Below are 16,581 nucleotides of genomic sequence, written 5' to 3' on the forward strand. Positions count from 1 at the left end.
TTAAATTTTTGATTTTGATCGTTTAGACTTTAATTTGTGGAGGAAACTAATTTGTCTCAATCCTATCGAGTTGCCATTTTAGGAGCTACCGGCGCAGTTGGTGCCGAGTTGCTAGAACTATTGCACAGCCGGAGTTTTCCGATTTCTGACTTGAAGCTGCTGGCTTCGGAACGTTCAGCAGGCACTACCTTGCCTTTTGGCGGTGAGATGCTGCCGGTCGAAGCAGTGTCGGCGCGATCTTTTGATAATGTAGATTTGGTGCTCGCTTCGGCAGGTGGCTCGACTTCTAAGTTATGGGCTCCGCAAGCGGTGGCAGCCGGAGCCGTGGTAATTGACAATTCTAGCGCTTTCCGCATGGATGCGACCGTACCGCTAGTGGTTCCAGAAGTCAATCCCCAAGCGGCCACAGCTCACCGAGGTATAATTGCTAATCCCAACTGCACGACTATTTTGATGGCAGTTGCTGTTTGGCCACTTCACAAAGTTAGGCCGGTAAAGCGCATCGTTGTAGCGACTTACCAGTCTGCCAGCGGGGCGGGGGCGAGGGCAATGGAGGAAATGAAAGCTCAAGCAAGAGCAATTTTGCAGGGGGAAACGCCCCAAACAGATATATTTCCCTACCCTCTAGCATTTAATTTGTTTCCGCACAACACGCCGATTAATGATTTGGGGTATTGTGAAGAAGAGATGAAAATGGTAAACGAAACTCGGAAGATATTTGGTACGGACGAGATTAAAATTACGGCAACTTGTGTGCGGGTTCCCGTACTGCGTGCTCATTCGGAAGCGATTAATCTAGAGTTTGCAGAGCCTTTTAGCGCGATCGAGGCCAGGGAAATCTTAAAGCAGGCAAGCGGGGTTAAGCTGGTAGAAGACTGGCAAGCTAATTATTTCCCGATGCCTGTCGAGGCCAGCGGTAAGGATGACGTGTTAGTCGGCAGGATTCGCCAAGATATTTCTCACCCCTGCGGGTTGGAGATGTGGCTGTCTGGCGATCAAATCCGCAAAGGGGCGGCTTTAAATGCGGTGCAGATAGCTGAGTTGCTGGTCCAAAAAAATTTGTTGCGAACCCCAGTGGCGGCGGCTTCTAATTAGGGGAACCCTGGCAATTGGGAAATTGAAATTGGGGATTTTAGATAAACCTTTCATCTGAAATCAAAAATTTAAAATCAAACATCAACAGTCTAAAATCGGAGAAAGTGTGGTAAAGTTTGGACGGGTTCTGACTGCAATGATTACGCCGTTTAAGGAAGACGGCAGCGTTAACTATGCGGTAGCAGAACAATTGGCAGTTCATTTAGCCGATCGCGGTACTGATAGCTTGGTAGTGTGCGGCACTACTGGCGAGTCTCCCACTATGACCTGGGATGAAGAGTACGAATTATTTCAGGTGGTACAAAAGGCGGTGGCCGGTAAGGCGTTGGTAATCGCAGGAGCAGGCTCTAATTCTACTTCAGAAGCAGTCGCAGCTACGAAAAAAGCAGCTAAACTAGGGTTAGATGGTTGTTTGCAGGTGGTTCCTTATTACAACAAGCCGCCGCAAGAAGGTTTGTACAATCATTTTCGGGCGATCGCGCAATCTGCTCCAGAATTGCCTATAATGTTATATAACATCCCCGGTCGCACGGGTCAGAATATGTTGCCGGAGACGGTGGCTCGATTGGCCCAAATCCCCAACATTGTGGCCGTAAAAGAAGCAAGTGGCAACTTGGATCAAGCAAGTCAAATTCGGTGCTTGACATCCCCTGAATTTGCCATCTATTCTGGAGATGATTCCCTAACTTTGCCAATGTTGGCAGTAGGAGGATCTGGTGTAGTTAGCGTAGCCAGCCATCTGGTAGGAGAGCAACTGCAACAGATGATCAAAGCTTTCGAGGCCGGTCAAGTTCAAGTCGCTACCCAGATTCACTTGCAACTTTTTGACCTGTTTAAAGCTCTTTTTCTCACCACAAATCCCATTCCCGTCAAGACAGCTCTCAAGCTTCAAGGCTGGGATGTAGGCTCCACCCGTCCGCCCCTGTGCGATCCGCCCGTTGAGGTAACTCAAAAGTTAAAGGACGTACTGAGTCAGCTAGCAGCAGTATCAGCTAGCAAGACGAGCGAGAACGAGTTTTCAGACAACTGAATATTTGGTTGTCATCAGTCATCAGTCATCAGTCATTAGTTATGAGCTATGAGTTATTAGCTGATAATTAAGAATTGCTGATCGAGGATTGGAGACAACTGACTGCACGGGAGAGTAAAACCCCGTAGGGGAGTTTTCCACAAATATCTTGGAAAAAATCGCCCCCATCAACGAACAACAGATAAACACCTCCCAAAAAGCTTGTCTTGAACAGGCAGGATGCCTGTTCCACAGGGATTATTGGAGAGGTATAGACAGTAGGCGACAGACGACAGACAACAGTCAACAGCGAACAGCCAACAGTCAACAGTCAACAGTTAACAGACCACAGACCCATAACAAAAATAACTAACAAAGGATACGCATGATCAAAAATACAACTGCATCTGCTCTAAAAGTTATTCCCCTCGGCGGGCTGCACGAAATCGGTAAAAACACTTGTGTGTTCGAGTACGGCGACGAAATCATTCTTTTAGATGCCGGTTTAGCGTTCCCGACAGATGGAATGCACGGGGTAAATATTGTCCTCCCAGACATGACTTACCTGCGGGAAAACAGCCACAAAATTAAAGGTATGATCGTGACACACGGTCACGAAGACCACATCGGGGGGATTCCTTACCACCTCAAACAATTTGAAATTCCGGTCATCTACGGCCCCCGTTTGGCGATGGCTTTGCTAGCCGGAAAACTCGAAGAAGCCGGAGTGTCTCACCGCACTGAATTGAGAACGGTTCGACCCAGGGATACTGTCAGAATTGGCAAGAATTTCTTAGTCGAATACATTCGCAACACTCACTCGATGGCCGACAGTTTTACTGTGGCAATTCACACTCCCGTCGGAATTGTGATCCACACTGGAGACTTTAAAATTGACCACACTCCTGTAGACGGCGAGCATTTTGATTTGCAAAAGCTGGCGGAGTACGGCGAGAGAGGCGTACTATGCTTGATCAGCGATTCTACTAACTCGGAAGTTCCCGGTTTTACCGCTTCGGAACGTTCTGTGGCGCCGAATTTAGACAGAATTATCGCTCAAGCACCGGGACGGATAATGCTGACGACTTTTGCTTCGTCGGTACACCGATTGCAAATTGTTTTGGACTTGGCTAAGAAAAACAATCGCTATGTCGGAGTGGTTGGCCGGTCGATGCTTAACGTCATCGCTCACTGCCGCAATCTCGGCTACATCAAATGCGAAGATAGTATTTTCAAACCGCTGAAAGAAATCCGCAATTTGGCTGAAGACAAGGTACTGATTTTAACTACAGGTTCCCAAGGCGAACCGATGGCGGCGATGACTCGCATTGCTAACGGCGAACATCACGAACTGAAAATCAGAAAGGGCGATACAGTCATTTTCTCCGCTAATCCGATTCCGGGAAATACGATCGCAGTGGTAAACACGATCGATAAACTGATGATGCTGGGAGCACACGTGGTGTACGGCCGCGACAAAGGCATTCACGTTTCGGGTCACGGTTGTCAAGAAGACCAAAAGTTAATGATTAACATGACTCGTCCCAAGTTCTTCTTGCCAGTGCACGGGGAACACCGGATGCTGATCCAGCACTCCAAGACGGCTCAAAGCATGGGCATTCCCGCTAGCAATATGGTGGTTATTGATAACGGCGATGTCGTAGAATTAACTGAAAATTCGATGCGAGTCGCTGGTCAAGTGCCTTCAGGAATTGAATTGGTAGATGCTTCTCGATCGGGCGTTGTCAAAGCCAGCGTCCTCAAGGAACGTCAGCAGTTGGCTGGAGATGGCGTTGTAACTGTAGCGGCGGCTTTGAATTGGGAAGGCAAATTAGTTGCCAAACCAGAAGTTCACTTGAAAGGTGTAGTGACATCAGCCGATCGGGCGGAGGTGATCAAATTAATCACTCAAACCATTGAAACAGTTTTGAGCGATCGTTGGTCAGAATTTGTCAAACCCGCCACTGCTGACTCGCAAGTTGACATTGACTGGGTAGGAGTTCAAACGCAAATAGAAAAGGCTATTCAGCGAGTGATGCGCCGGGAACTGCAAAGCAATCCGCTGCTGGTATTCCTGATGCAAATTCCAGAAGAAGCAGTGCGATCGGAAAAAGCAGCAGTATCTCCGGGTTCCCTGGAAGCACCTAAGCTATTATCATCGCCATCATCGGCATCGCCATCATCGGCATCGCCATCCTTGCCATCTCCTGCCAATCAGGTGACGGGCCGGCGCCGTCCCCGGACTGCTGCAAAAGTAGCTTCCGTCGCCTCCTAGTACGATCGTGATTGGCAACCGCAGATGAACGCAAATAAACGCAGATAGATTAAATTAAATCATTATCTGCGTTCATCTGTGTTTATTTGCCCCCATCTGCGGTTGCCAAAAAAAATCAGAGGAATTAAAACTTTGATTTGCAACCGCAGATAAACACAAAAAATAAACGCAGATAGATTCAATAACTATCTGCGTTCATCAGTGTTTATCTGCCTGCATCTGCGGTCAAAAATCAACCACCAGCAACCGCCGGTACAATACTCACTTCATCACCATCCTTAAGAGCAGTTTCTGTACCTTCCAGAAACCGGATGTCTTCACTGTTGACGTAAAAGTTGAGAAATCTGCGAGGTGCTCCTTGTTCGTCGCACAGGCTCTTTTTGATGCCGGGACAATTTGTTTCCAGCGATTCAATCAGTTCGGAAATGTTGCCGCCGCCGCATTCTATTGTGGCTTGATTGTTGGTGAATTTTTGCAGGGGAGTGGGAATTAAAACTTTAACAGTCATTTTTTTAGTCCTTAGTCAGTAGTCCTTAGTCAGTAGTCCTTAGTCAGTAGTCAGTAGTCAACAGTCAACAGTCAACAGCTTGATAACTAATGACCAATGACTAATGACCAATGACTAATGACTATTAAACCGAAACTTGTTGCCATTCTAAACGTTCGAGGGTGCGGGCGCGCTCTAGGGCACGCTCGAAGGCTTCTATTTTTGGTTCGAGGGTGATGGGTTCGCCGATGTAACCTTGGACGGCTTCTTGAGTTTTTAAGCCGTTGCCGGTAATGTAGGCGACGGTAGTTTCGTCGGGGTCGATTTTACCTGCTTCTACGAGTTTCTTCAAGACTGCAATTGTAGTGCCGCCTGCGGTTTCGGTGAATATGCCTTCAGTTTCTGCTAGCAGTTTCATGCCTTCGATGATTTCGGTGTCGCTGACGGATTCAATATTGCCGCCTGTTTTGCGGGCGATGTCGAGGGCGTACATACCGTCGGCTGGATTGCCGATCGCGATCGACTTAGCAATTGTATTCGGTTTCACCGGTTTGACGAAATCACGGCCTTCGCGGAATGCTTGGGCGATGGGGGAACAGCCGTCAGCTTGGGCACCGCTGAATCTGACTTTCTTTTCGTCCACTAAACCGACTTCGATGAATTCATTAAAGCCTTTGTAAATTTTTGTGAACAAAGAGCCGGAAGCGAGGGGAGCGACGATGTGATCGGGCAATTGCCAGCCTAGCTGTTCGGCAACTTCGTAGCCGAGGGTTTTTGAGCCTTCGGAATAGTAAGGACGCAAGTTGATATTGACAAATCCCCAGCCATGTGTATTGGCGACTTCGCAACAGAGACGGTTAACTTGGTCGTAGTTGCCGTGAACTGCCATGACAGTTGGATTGTAAATCAGCGTGCCGAGGACTTTGCCTGCTTCTAAGTCGGAGGGGATGAAGACTACGCAGTCGAGTCCGGCGTGGGCGGCGATCGCAGCCGTGGAGTTAGCTAAATTGCCGGTGCTGGCACAGGATACCGTTGTGAAACCCAATTCTCTCGCTCTGCTGAGGGCGACTGACACCACTCTGTCTTTAAAGCTGAGAGTGGGCATATTGACGGCATCGTTTTTAATATAAAGATTTTTTAGACCGAGGCGGCGCGCCAACCGATGGGATTTTAATAGGGGAGTCATCCCAGTGCCGACATCGATGACGTTATCTGTAGCGACTGGTAAAAATGCGCGGTAGCGCCAGATCGAGTTGGGGCCGGCTGCGATGGTTTGGCGAGTGACGCTGCGGCGGATGGCGTCGTAGTCGTACTTGACTTCAAGCGGGCCAAAACAGCAATCGCAGACGTGCTTGGCTTGGAGTTCGTACTCTTCGCCGCATTCTTTACATTTGAGGGCTGTGAAGGTTGCTGCTGTGGATTGTGTTCTGGTGGCCTGGGTCATAGCTCAACTCTCTAGTTTTGCGATGTTTGTTAATTCTTGTGCAAGATTAGCACGGTCACTTTACCCCCGTCAACAATACCCGACTTTTTTAGTCGGGATTGATTTTTCAGTTAAACAGCGGTGTATTTAACTTGGATATTTGGGCGGGCGGGACGCCCACCCCACAAGGATTTGGCTTGTTTTCAGGATCGGGATCTTAATCCAGATTTTCAGGCCCGCACGCAAGCCCGATCGATCTCAAAGAGGATTTGCCGCCGGAATTGTTACAAAACTTAATAAAACTTTTTTGGGCTAACAATTGGGCAGTCGTGCGATCGAACACAACTACAAAACCTCGAATTTTTGATTAACTGAGGTGTTGCACCATTCTCAAGAACAGGCAAGATGCCTGTTCCACAAGAGATGAATTTTCTTGTGGAACAGGCATCTTGCCTGTTCATAAAAAGCTTATTGAGAATGGTGCAACCTAATTTCAGATTAACCAACTTAGCCTACCCGCCGCTGACGGGGGGGATGAGTACAACTTCGTCGCCGTCTTGGAGGATGGTGTCGGGGGAGACGAATTCCAGGTTGAGGCCGAAGCGGGTGCGATCGCGCCATTGTTCTAATTGAGGATATTGGGCGATCGAGTTTTCGAGCACTTGAGACACTGGGGTTTCGGGAGGAAGTTCTAATGTAAGTTCCGAAACGCCGTAGGCTTCACCGAAGGCGGCGAACAGTTTAACGGTGATGGTAATCGAAGAGTTGGACACGGCGGTTGAGTGCGATCGACGGTTTGGCAATTATCAACTACACCATACAATTAATTAGGAATTAGGCGCGCCGAGGCTTAGAATTGAAAGCGGCAACCTCTAGTTAAGTTTTACCCCATCGGGTAAAGATGATAGTTGATTGCAGCAAAAACTCTAAACACGATTGTATGCCGATCGCTTTCACCAACCAGGCGTTAGAAGCAGTTAGCATCCACTTAGATGCAGCTAGCTAAGGTCTAGTTGGCGGCTATTGATGCTACTGTGAGACTCATTTTTGACGCGGCAGTATAGATACTTTACGGTAATTGTGGGAGAGTACAAAAAAGATCGCACTAAATTTAGCAGTCAACAACGCAGACCAGGCCCTGTCAACCCGCTTATCCTGACGAATTCTCAGGTTATCAAGTGCGGATTGTAATGGTCAAACCTTTACCTGCTTAGCAAGCTAGCCGTTTTATCTAAGAAGAATACTGAAGTTAACGCGATAGAAATATATGGCAAATAACGATTTTAAAGTGCTTCAAATTATTGAAGCTAAAGGCTGGTATGCCTTTGGGAGTACGAAGCAAAGCCAGCACGTTGAGAGATGGGTAAGACCTGTCGTGTGTTGGGTTTTAATAGAAGATAAAAAAAAGCGACGGGTTGTGACAGCTACCGCTAGCTATCAGATCCAGATTGACGACAAAGAAGTCGAGTTTTTTGCCCACGAAAGCGAAATCCAAGATCTGGAGAGTCTCCCGAAGTCTGTCTCGGTATCGGAATTTCTGAAAACAGAAGATTGAGAGAAGGGCAGAAGGAGATAATTTAACAAGTTATTAATTATTCCTTAGTGATTCCTTAAACTTGCTGTCGGATTCTATTGGAATTAGAGGCAGAAGCTCTAGATTGGGGACAGGGGGAAACGAGGACAGGGGGAGAATTTATACTTTTGCCTTGCCTTCTGCATCTTGTCTCCAATGCCTTAAGTAGCCCAAAAAATAAAGAGGCCGGAAGATTGCTGGCAATGCCAACACGCTTCCGACCTTGCTGAATAACAGGGTATGCATATGTTTTTAAAGTATGGCAGGGAGGCTTTTGAGATATCAAGAGGACTATTGCAATCACCCACTTTTGCTTTCAGGCTGTGTTTGCAAGGCTCCTATTATTTTAGACTGAGAATTTGAAAATTGAGAGGGGGGAGGCTTACAGGTTAAGGATTCTAGCTATTTATCTGTAGCGGGTGCTACAAAAAATGGTGGCATTTGCGGACGATCGCACCTTCTCGCTAAATTGTTTGCACTCAAAGCTGAAAGTTCGATCGCCCGCTGCCACCGCTGCGACATCAAACCCCAGTAGCGACAGGTTCAGGCTTCTGCTGCCGCATCCGCCGCCCCAGCAGGGCCATCTGCACGCCGCCGGCCGGCCCTAAAGTCACCCCTCGGCGTTTGGCCTGTACGGGCTTTTTCTCGGCCAATACTAGGTCGAAATCCCGCAAAATGGTTGCCAGCACCAGTTTCATCTCCAACTGCGCCAGCGCCAAGCCGATACAGCGGCGGCTGCCGCCTCCAAAAGGCAAATACTCATAAGGCGAGAATTGCCTCTCCAAAAACCGTTCCGGTTTAAATTGCAGCGGTTCTGGATACAAATCCTCCCGTCTGTGGGTCAAATAAATCGAGCCGATGACAACCGTGCCCGGTTCGAGTTGATATCCCATCAGTTCCACGGGCGTGAGCACTTCTCGCGCAAACGTCAGCATTGCCACGGGGTAAATTCGCAGCGTCTCCTGACAAACTGCACTCAGGTAAGGTAAGCGGAAAATCTCCATCGGGTCGGGATTTTCCCCCAAACTGTCCAATTCTTGCAGCAACTTCTGGCGCACCGAGGGCAAGTGGTGAATCCAGTAAAACGCCCAAGCTAGGGCCGTTGCTGTGGTTTCGTGGCCTACAAACAGCAGCGTTATCAACTCGTCACGCAATTCTTCATTGGTCATTGGTTGACCGTTTTCGTCGCGCGCGGCCATCATTAAGCTGAGAATGTCGGTGCGGCTGGCGTCTGGTTGCTGTCTGCGTTCTTCAATTTCGGCATAGATTAGTTCCTCAACTTTCCGCTGCCGCTGTTTCATGCGTCCCCAAGGACTCCAAGAACCCCAATCTTGCTGCATCCAGCCGAAAAATAGCATACTCGATCGCAGCGGAGAGCCGGTCATATCGAGGACTGAGGCAAGTAAGGGCCTGATCTCTTCCAATCGCGGCCCGTCATCCATGCCGAAGACAGCTTGCAAGATTACCCGCATGGTGACTTCCTGCATCGCGCTGCGAGCCACAAAAGGTCGATCGACCGACCACTTGCTGGCAACATCTTGAGCGATATCGCAAATTAGTTGGCCGTAATTCCGCATCCGTTCCCCGTGAAAGGGTGGCATCAATAATTGGCGCTCGCGTTTGTGCCTTTCTCCCGAGAGAATAATCATGGATTGTTCTCCCAGCATAGGTTTGAGAATACTATTCAGCCTGCCTGGAGCGTGAAACGCGTTGCTGTTGAGCATCTCCTGAACAGCTTGCGGGTGGTGGATCATCACCAATGGTTTCCCGTTGTTCACTTGAGCTGTGAAAATGTCGCCGTATTGTTTGGCACATTTATCCATGAATGTCAGGGGATCGCCGATCCATTGAATTAGCTGCACAAAGGGTGGATCTGTGGGGCCGTTAGGTAGTGTCATAGGAATTACCTGGGTTTGGATCGCAGGACTTAGCAGGATCAACAAATATCAAAGGGTTTGAAGGTTTGTTCAATCCCTCCCAACCCTTGTTTTTAAAGGGAGAATTGCGTAAGTCCCATCTCCAATAATTTTAATAGCTTATTCTCGAACGGTGCTCAAAATATCCTCTCCAAGCTCTGTAAAACGAACAGTTTTGATTTGCCAAGGAGCATAACTGGTTAAAGTTTGGCGCACGCCCCCGAACAAACCTAACATTTGACAACTGGACAGATTTTGCAATTTCTGCCGTGAACTTCCCGATGCACGAAGATCCACGGTAGCTATTCCGAGGTCGCGATCGATCTTGAGGCGATAACCAGCCAAACCAAGACTATCGAAAATCTGCTGCTTTAACACTTCATTAACCGCCGATGACATTAACTGGTTCTCTGGGCCTGTAACTGTTTCCGGCTTCAGAGTTTGACACAAATTGTCTACCTTATAAACCGTAACGGTGCCAGTATTCTCTGCGAGGGCAGCACTGCCTAAAACTGAGGCAACAGAGTTAGAAGGCTGCGTTAATTGACTTGAGCCAGCCTCAATTTGATTTCCCGTTAGCTGTAGGTGTTGGAACTGACGGGGGCTGGCTGAGAGTTGGCTCTGGTTTTCGGTTGAGGTAGCTGCATCTGAACTAGAACAACTGCTACCGCCCATCAAAATTAACCAAATGCCTAAATATCCTAACTGTTTGCAGATACGGTTCATAGTTTTTAATACTCAACTAAACTTCTGTGTACGGAGGGTGAACTTTGGTAGTAGAAAGCAGTTAGTCCCTGATTACACTCACTTAGAAGTATTTCTAGGTATCCGTAATACGGAGATGAAAACAAGTTAAGAGTTCTGGTCAATACCTTCATTTTCATGTTCGATCAATCTGGCACAGGAAGTATTAGTCCTCATTTGTGCAACCCTGCAGTCTCCGTATCTCAGCAGATAAAGCTAGGGGCCCCGATCGCACAGTGATATCAAATACCGTGTCAGTAGGTGTGATGTACCGTTGCAATTCGAGCCATTCCAATATCTGAGGTAAAGAGCCTCTTTCCGGTTTGCGACAGTCCGAGCTGGATTAGTAGTAAAGAGGACAGAATTCCGACTGGCGCGCGCATTTTAAGCTCGGCTTCGGAGCGCTTTTTTAACAGCGCCGAAATCGCGGTTAGAGGGAATGTGCAAGTCGCGAACAATATCAAAACTTACGCATTGAGAGCAAAGAAACCGGGTTGTTTAACCAGGCATAACGGCTGCAACGAAGTGTTTTCGTAAAAAAAACTGGTTTCTGGTCAAGTCGCGAATCACATACTTCCTCAGTCAGCGGATCTTTAACGAACAGGCGTGTCAAGGGTGTTATCGCAGCATTCGGTGATTTTTGTGTCGATTCCCATCAAAAAGAGTGAGAAAATCATGAAACAGCAATTATTGACAAAAGTTTTGGTGGCAACAGCGATCGCCCTCAGCGGCCTGACGGTTGCTTCTGGACCGAGTTACGGTCGGCGAGCACCGGGGGAAAGTGGATTTTGGTGTAACACCTCGACCGGTGCGCCGGTGACGGCGTACAAAAACCCTCAAGGTGCCGTAGAGCCTTGGATTGAGTGGACTTCCGATTATTTCTCCGGTTCTGGCTACGATCCGGCAACTCGGTGTCAATTAGTGAGTCAACGCCTCGAAATCTATCGCCGCCAACGAATGCTTAAGTACATTACTGCGGGCCAAATGAACGGCCAGAACGTCATCTGCACGGCAAATCAAATCAATGGGCGGTGTCAAAATTTGATTTATACCCTCAGACCCGGCCAAGACCCGATCGGCTCTTTGTATAATTTGTTGGCTTGGCGCCAAGGATATGTCGGGATGCCGTCTTTTGATGAAACCAGTAAAATTCCTTACATTGATGTCAGCGAAAAGCTAGGGGAAAACATGGATGATGAGGCGCAACAGCCCTCTTTTTCCCCGCCGTCGGGACAGCCTTAAAGATTGGCAAATTTTCCATCCGATCACCAATTCCAAGGATTGAGGTGGAAAATTTGGCGCGTCAAACACAGGTACGCATCCCGACGGGAATATCTTCTGGTTCTGGGACGATCGTCCGTCCGGCAGCAGGGCCAAATCTATAGGGTGCTTACTAACTAGCACGTTGTGGCGATCGGACTTGTCACCGACGACAGCCTCCTCTACCCACTGCTAGGAGCTCTGAGGCGGCTGGGCGATACCGATCTGGCGATCGTTCTGTTTCGCAGCGCGATCGAGTATAAAATAGCACCATTTAGCATTGAACCCGGAGCGGTGTCTGAGGCAGTGTTGGCAGTCGGCTTTCCTGCAGGTGCTGAGGTTGGGGGTTTGGCGGTGACACGGGCTTAGTTTCGGTGCCGCTACCCAAATCTTTGCCTCAAGGTTATAGCTTGGGCTATACAAATGAGGTTAAAATCGGTATGAGTCGCGACCCGATTTTTAATGCCAAAGGTTTCTTGATTGGGATTAACTGTAGGGGCAAGTATCGAGATCCAAATTTTGGCGTATATGCTTTTGAAGATGGAAGTGAACCAAAAGCGGAATTATTGGAGAAAATGGTTAAATCCAGTTGGGGAATTCCGATTAGTATATAGCAGTTCGCCTCGTTTCATCTAGGGAGTTATCGATGAATGTGTGGAGTTTGCGGTTTGACGCGCTGACAATCATCTTGACAGGTGCATTAACAGTGACGGCGGTTGTCAGCCAACAATATGCTGCCTGTGCCAAAACAGCCGAAGAAATTGCCCAGCTAGCGACGTTGACAACTGTGGAAGTCAACAACACGCTGGGTTTTTTTGCTAGTGGATCGGGAGTAATTATTGCCAAACAGGGTAATATATACACTGTTCTGACAGCTAATCATGTGGTGGCAAGCCTCGCTCAAAAATACAGCATTCGCACTCATTTGGAGAAGGATTATGCTGCGATTAGAATACAGCGCCTACCGAAAAATGACAGGGATATAGACTTGGCTTTGATACAGTTTCAGAGCCGAGAACAGTATCCAGTAGCACCAATGGGCGAGTCAGAACGTGCTGTTGTCGGTTCTGCTATTTACGTTTCTGGCTATCCACTGCCAATTTCGGGATTTGAACGAAAACTTGAGTTTACTGCTGGTATCATCTCTTCTCGCTTGGGCAGCGCCTCATCAGGGTATCGTCTGCGCTACCAAGCTGTAACCAGGCGCGGGATGAGCGGCGGGCCTGTATTTGATGCTGATGGCAGGGTGGTAGGAATTCACGGCCAGGGGGATACTGTTGGCACAATTAGGAGTCAGTGGAACGGTCAGATTGAGGAGATTAAAACGGGGTTGAATGCAGCAATCCCGATCGATGCTTTTAGGGAGTTGCTATCACAAAATAAGCGAAACAGCTTTGATATTCTCAGCAATCTTTCTATCAGCAGCGCCTTCGATCAAAACCAACCGAATCGGGGTTATGGAGGATTTGTGTGCGATACCTCGACCGGGGAACCAGTTACTGTGTATCAAAATCCGCAAGGGTTCAGGGAGCCTTGGATTCGCTGGAATTCTAATTTCTTTTCTAGTTCGGGCTACGATCCTCTAACTCGCTGCCAACAAGTGACTCAGCGCCTTGAGAATTATAACCGCAATAAACAGCTAAATTATGTGACTGTGGGTATTATAAATAACCAGAAAGCGATTTGCACGAGTAGCCGCGTTAATGGGCCTTGCGAAGGTTTGATCTACACGCTGCGCCGCGATCAAGATCCGACTCCTGCACTTAGCAGTTTTTTTGTTTGGCTGGGGAATCAAAAGGCTGTGCCTTCTCTTTCTGAAAGCGGTACTGTGCTTTATATCGATGTCCGGGAACGGCTGGAACAATTTTAGATTGGGATTTGATATTTGTGATGGATTAGTAATGGGTAAACACAGAACCGCGACTTTTTGCAGAAGTCGGGGTTCTCAAACAACTACTTATTAGCTTAAAAATTGAGATATTTTACTTATTTATCATTCACATAATAGAACTAATGATTTTTTGGAACACGGAAGCTATAAAATTACTCTTACATTAATCCAATTCAAATTTTTCCGGTATCAAGCATGACAGCAACTACCCCGCAGGCAACGTCAACAACGCCCGCTTTTTGCGAAGGCATTCAATATTTTTCTGAAACAGTCCCTGGTTTTGATACTTATGGGAAAACACCTGCGATCGCCGAGGGGAGCAAGTCGATCGCCGATCCTGCCGATCCCGTCGCCGTCTTTCAAACGATGCTGGGAGCAGACGCGCTGCGCTACCTGACGCTGCAAGTCACCGCTAGCAAGGCATCGGGACATCCAGGGGGTTTTGCTAGCCAAGCTGAGGCTTATGCCGCTTTGGTGATGCTCGGACACAAGAACATTGTCACCGAAGTCGGCCATCACGCCCCCGGCTTTTACAGTGCCATGTTTCTCGATCGATCTTTAGAGGATATGGGAATTTTCAACGTGCAGCAAGTGCGCGATAAATTCCGAGAAAAAGACGGTTTGTTAGGACATCTTTCCGGTTTCATTCCCGGCCTTTTAGCGCCTGCAGGCCCCCTCGGACAAGGGCAGCATTTCGCAATGGCAGGAGCGCTTTTGCACCGCGAAAAACTGTTTGCTTTCACAATGGGCGACGGCGGCATGGGCGAACCCTATCCGATGAGCAGCATGGCGCATTTCCACACAGCTTATCCGAGCGTTACTAACTTTTTGCCTGTGTTGGTTTGGAACGGATATTCTCAGGAACATCACAGCATGGTTTCGACTAAAACTAATGCTGAAATGATTGCTTATTGGCAAGGCAACGGTTTTGAAGAAGTTATCTTAGTTGATGCTAAGGAATTTGACGATAAAAATCAACCGGAAGATTATGTTGACAGCACTGCTTTTTCGCTCGAACAGCGCATGGCATTTACCAAAGCTGTTTTACAAGGAGTTGACAAAGCGGCAAAATCTGCTCTCGGCGGCAAGTTAACTGTGTTTATTATCAAACAGTTGAAAGGTGCCGGTGTCCACGCGCGCGGCGCAAAATCTCACAACCTTTATCCGAAAGATACGCTGGATGCTCCCCACATTATCAGTGCTTTAAAAGAGCGCGCTTTGACTGCGGCCGCTTGGGAGTTGGTGCGGACAAATTGCGAGCGTGCGGGCGGCGGGCCGGCGGCAAAAACAGTTGTTACTGAGTTTACATTGCCACTGGCAGATTTAGGTGAATTGCCTTTGGAAGAATTTGCAGTTGGGGGAGAAGCGAAGATTTCGACAACAGCAATGGGACGTTTGGTAGGGAAAGTTGGCGAGCGCGATCGGACTTTTCTTGTCACTAATGCTGACGGCAATGAAGCATCGGCAATTGCCAATATCAACCAAGCTCTTAAGATTATTCACCCGACGACAGATGCCCTGTACAATCAATCGCCAAACGGTCAAGTTTACGAACCTTTGAGCGAAGATGCTTGCGCCGGTTTAGCGGTAGGTTTATCGCTATTCGGAGCGCGGAGTTTGTGGTGTTCCTACGAATCTTTTGCCATTAACGGTTTACCAATTTGGCAAACTGTAACCCAAGCAATGGCAGAATTGCGCCGTCCAACTCCGGCAACTGTCACCTTATTTACAGCGGGTGCATTGGAACAAGGTCGCAACGGTTGGACGCACCAGCGGCCGGAAATTGAGGCTTATTTTGCGGCGATGATGCGGAATGGAAATGTGTTTCCTTTGTTTCCACCGGATGCTAACAGCATTCAAGCTTGTTACGAGTGGGCTTTGACTGCTAAGAATAAGGGAGTTGTGATTACTGCGAGCAAGTCACCACTGCCAATTCGCACTACTTTTGAACAGACTCGCCAAGGTTTGCAAGACGGTGGAATAGTGCTACACGAAATAGCAGGAGATAAGAAAGTTGTGTTTGCAGTTGTCGGCGACATGACGTTAATGCCAGTGTTTGAAGCGGCGGCATTTTTAGAAACAGAAGGGATTGGAGTGCGGATTGTTTCTGTTGTGAATCCCCGGCGTTTGTATCGTGCTAGCGATGTTGCTTGGGATACTTGTTCCGAAGCTGACGGCGGCTTTTTGAGCGATGATAAATTTGCCGAAATGTTTGGCGGAGATGCCTTGATTGGCGTGACAGGCGGTGCTTCTGGGATGTTAGAACCTGTGATGCTTCGCAGCAATTGCAAGCGGGATACTTTCGCTTGGAAGCGGGGGGAAACTACTGCTAGTGCTGGTCAGTTGATGGCGTTTAACGGGTTGACTGCTGAGGCGTTGACGAAAAGGGCGATCGAGCTAGTTCATTAAGTTAGAATGTGAGTGAATGCCCCTGCCTGGTTTGTGCTGGGTAGGGGCTAGTAATATTTAAAATATGATGGTGATACCTATGACAGCAAAAATTTTAGAAGAAAGGCGAAGAACATGAAAGCTTTAAAAAAGCGCTCGCTAATATGAAAATTTATAACTTTGATATTAAATCTATTAGGAGCGGAATTATTCCTATTTCTCTTCTCGACCTCTGCGTGAATCAGCGTCAATCCCTTGTCCGGGGCGGTTAATACATTCTCTTTTTTTAACCGCAGATACAGGCAGATAAACACAGATTAACGCATATGAATTAGATAAATTCCTGTTGCACAGTCCGTGATTTTTGACTATTGACTAGATTTGACGCCCGACGATGCTACCGGATTTGATATGATAGGATTCTACAGCTACACGTGCAGCTTTACAGCACTTCCGGATGTTATGAGGTACAGTAGCAGCAATTAGTAAACCAGTTTTTGAGATGTTTCGGATTAATTAA

At 47.9% G+C, this 16,581-nt stretch carries 14 protein-coding genes; 9 read left to right on the forward strand and 5 right to left on the reverse strand.

Features of this window, described 5'->3' with window-relative positions; all coding sequences use genetic code 11:
- The first annotated feature begins 51 nt into the window (after positions 1-51).
- From QUA43_RS25165 to QUA43_RS25175, 3 genes are all read left to right on the forward strand, one after another.
- Positions 52-1,095 (forward strand): aspartate-semialdehyde dehydrogenase, encoded by a 1,044-nt coding sequence (locus QUA43_RS25165; protein WP_333377381.1) that lies wholly within the window; start codon positions 52-54, stop codon positions 1,093-1,095.
- A 106-nt stretch (positions 1,096-1,201) separates the two neighbouring features.
- Complete coding sequence (dapA, locus tag QUA43_RS25170) at positions 1,202-2,125, forward strand: 4-hydroxy-tetrahydrodipicolinate synthase (protein ID WP_333163212.1); 924 nt, start codon at positions 1,202-1,204, stop codon at positions 2,123-2,125.
- A gap of 364 nt (positions 2,126-2,489) precedes the next feature.
- Positions 2,490-4,379, forward strand: coding sequence for a ribonuclease J (locus QUA43_RS25175; RefSeq protein WP_333377383.1), 1,890 nt, complete (start codon positions 2,490-2,492; stop codon positions 4,377-4,379).
- A 232-nt stretch (positions 4,380-4,611) separates the two neighbouring features.
- Here the strand turns inward: QUA43_RS25175 and QUA43_RS25180 are convergent, their stop codons facing one another.
- The 3 genes from QUA43_RS25180 to QUA43_RS25190 all read right to left on the reverse strand — a co-directional run bounded on the left by QUA43_RS25180 (position 4,612) and on the right by QUA43_RS25190 (position 7,062).
- On the reverse strand, positions 4,612-4,887 hold the full coding sequence (locus tag QUA43_RS25180; RefSeq protein WP_242723592.1) for a MoaD/ThiS family protein: 276 nt from the start codon (positions 4,885-4,887) through the stop codon (positions 4,612-4,614).
- 124 nt (positions 4,888-5,011) lie between these two features.
- Positions 5,012-6,310, reverse strand: a complete 1,299-nt coding sequence (gene thrC, locus QUA43_RS25185; RefSeq protein WP_333377386.1) for a threonine synthase — start codon at positions 6,308-6,310, stop codon at positions 5,012-5,014.
- Positions 6,311-6,801: 491 nt separating this feature from the next.
- Entirely contained in the window at positions 6,802-7,062 is a 261-nt protein-coding gene (locus QUA43_RS25190) for a MoaD/ThiS family protein (protein ID WP_333041629.1), read from the reverse strand.
- A gap of 494 nt (positions 7,063-7,556) precedes the next feature.
- On the opposite strand from QUA43_RS25190, the gene QUA43_RS25195 reads away from it, so the two are divergent.
- Positions 7,557-7,844 carry a hypothetical protein gene (locus QUA43_RS25195; RefSeq protein WP_006632921.1) on the forward strand — a complete coding sequence of 96 codons (288 nt, stop codon included), beginning with the start codon at positions 7,557-7,559 and terminating at the stop codon, positions 7,842-7,844.
- Between the two features lie 539 nt (positions 7,845-8,383).
- Here the strand turns inward: QUA43_RS25195 and QUA43_RS25200 are convergent.
- Entirely contained in the window at positions 8,384-9,760 is a 1,377-nt protein-coding gene (locus tag QUA43_RS25200) for a cytochrome P450 (protein ID WP_333377388.1), read from the reverse strand.
- A 138-nt stretch (positions 9,761-9,898) separates the two neighbouring features.
- Complete coding sequence (locus QUA43_RS25205; protein WP_333377390.1) at positions 9,899-10,504, reverse strand: hypothetical protein; 606 nt, start codon at positions 10,502-10,504, stop codon at positions 9,899-9,901.
- A 693-nt stretch (positions 10,505-11,197) separates the two neighbouring features.
- Here QUA43_RS25205 and QUA43_RS25210 point away from each other — a divergent pair.
- From QUA43_RS25210 to QUA43_RS25230, 5 genes are all read left to right on the forward strand, one after another.
- Positions 11,198-11,764, forward strand: coding sequence for a COP23 domain-containing protein (locus QUA43_RS25210; protein ID WP_333377391.1), 567 nt, complete (start codon positions 11,198-11,200; stop codon positions 11,762-11,764).
- A gap of 165 nt (positions 11,765-11,929) precedes the next feature.
- Positions 11,930-12,151, forward strand: coding sequence for a hypothetical protein (locus tag QUA43_RS25215; protein WP_333377393.1), 222 nt, complete (start codon positions 11,930-11,932; stop codon positions 12,149-12,151).
- Positions 12,152-12,156: 5 nt separating this feature from the next.
- Entirely contained in the window at positions 12,157-12,396 is a 240-nt protein-coding gene (locus tag QUA43_RS25220) for a hypothetical protein (RefSeq protein ID WP_333377394.1), read from the forward strand.
- Between the two features lie 32 nt (positions 12,397-12,428).
- Positions 12,429-13,652 (forward strand): COP23 domain-containing protein, encoded by a 1,224-nt coding sequence (locus QUA43_RS25225; RefSeq protein WP_333377396.1) that lies wholly within the window; start codon positions 12,429-12,431, stop codon positions 13,650-13,652.
- A gap of 216 nt (positions 13,653-13,868) precedes the next feature.
- On the forward strand, positions 13,869-16,082 hold the full coding sequence (locus tag QUA43_RS25230) for a phosphoketolase (protein ID WP_333377398.1): 2,214 nt from the start codon (positions 13,869-13,871) through the stop codon (positions 16,080-16,082).
- Positions 16,083-16,581: the final 499 nt, after the last annotated feature.

The organism is Microcoleus sp. N9_B4 (assembly GCF_036701635.1).
Taxonomy (GTDB): Bacteria; Cyanobacteriota; Cyanobacteriia; order Cyanobacteriales; family Microcoleaceae; genus Microcoleus.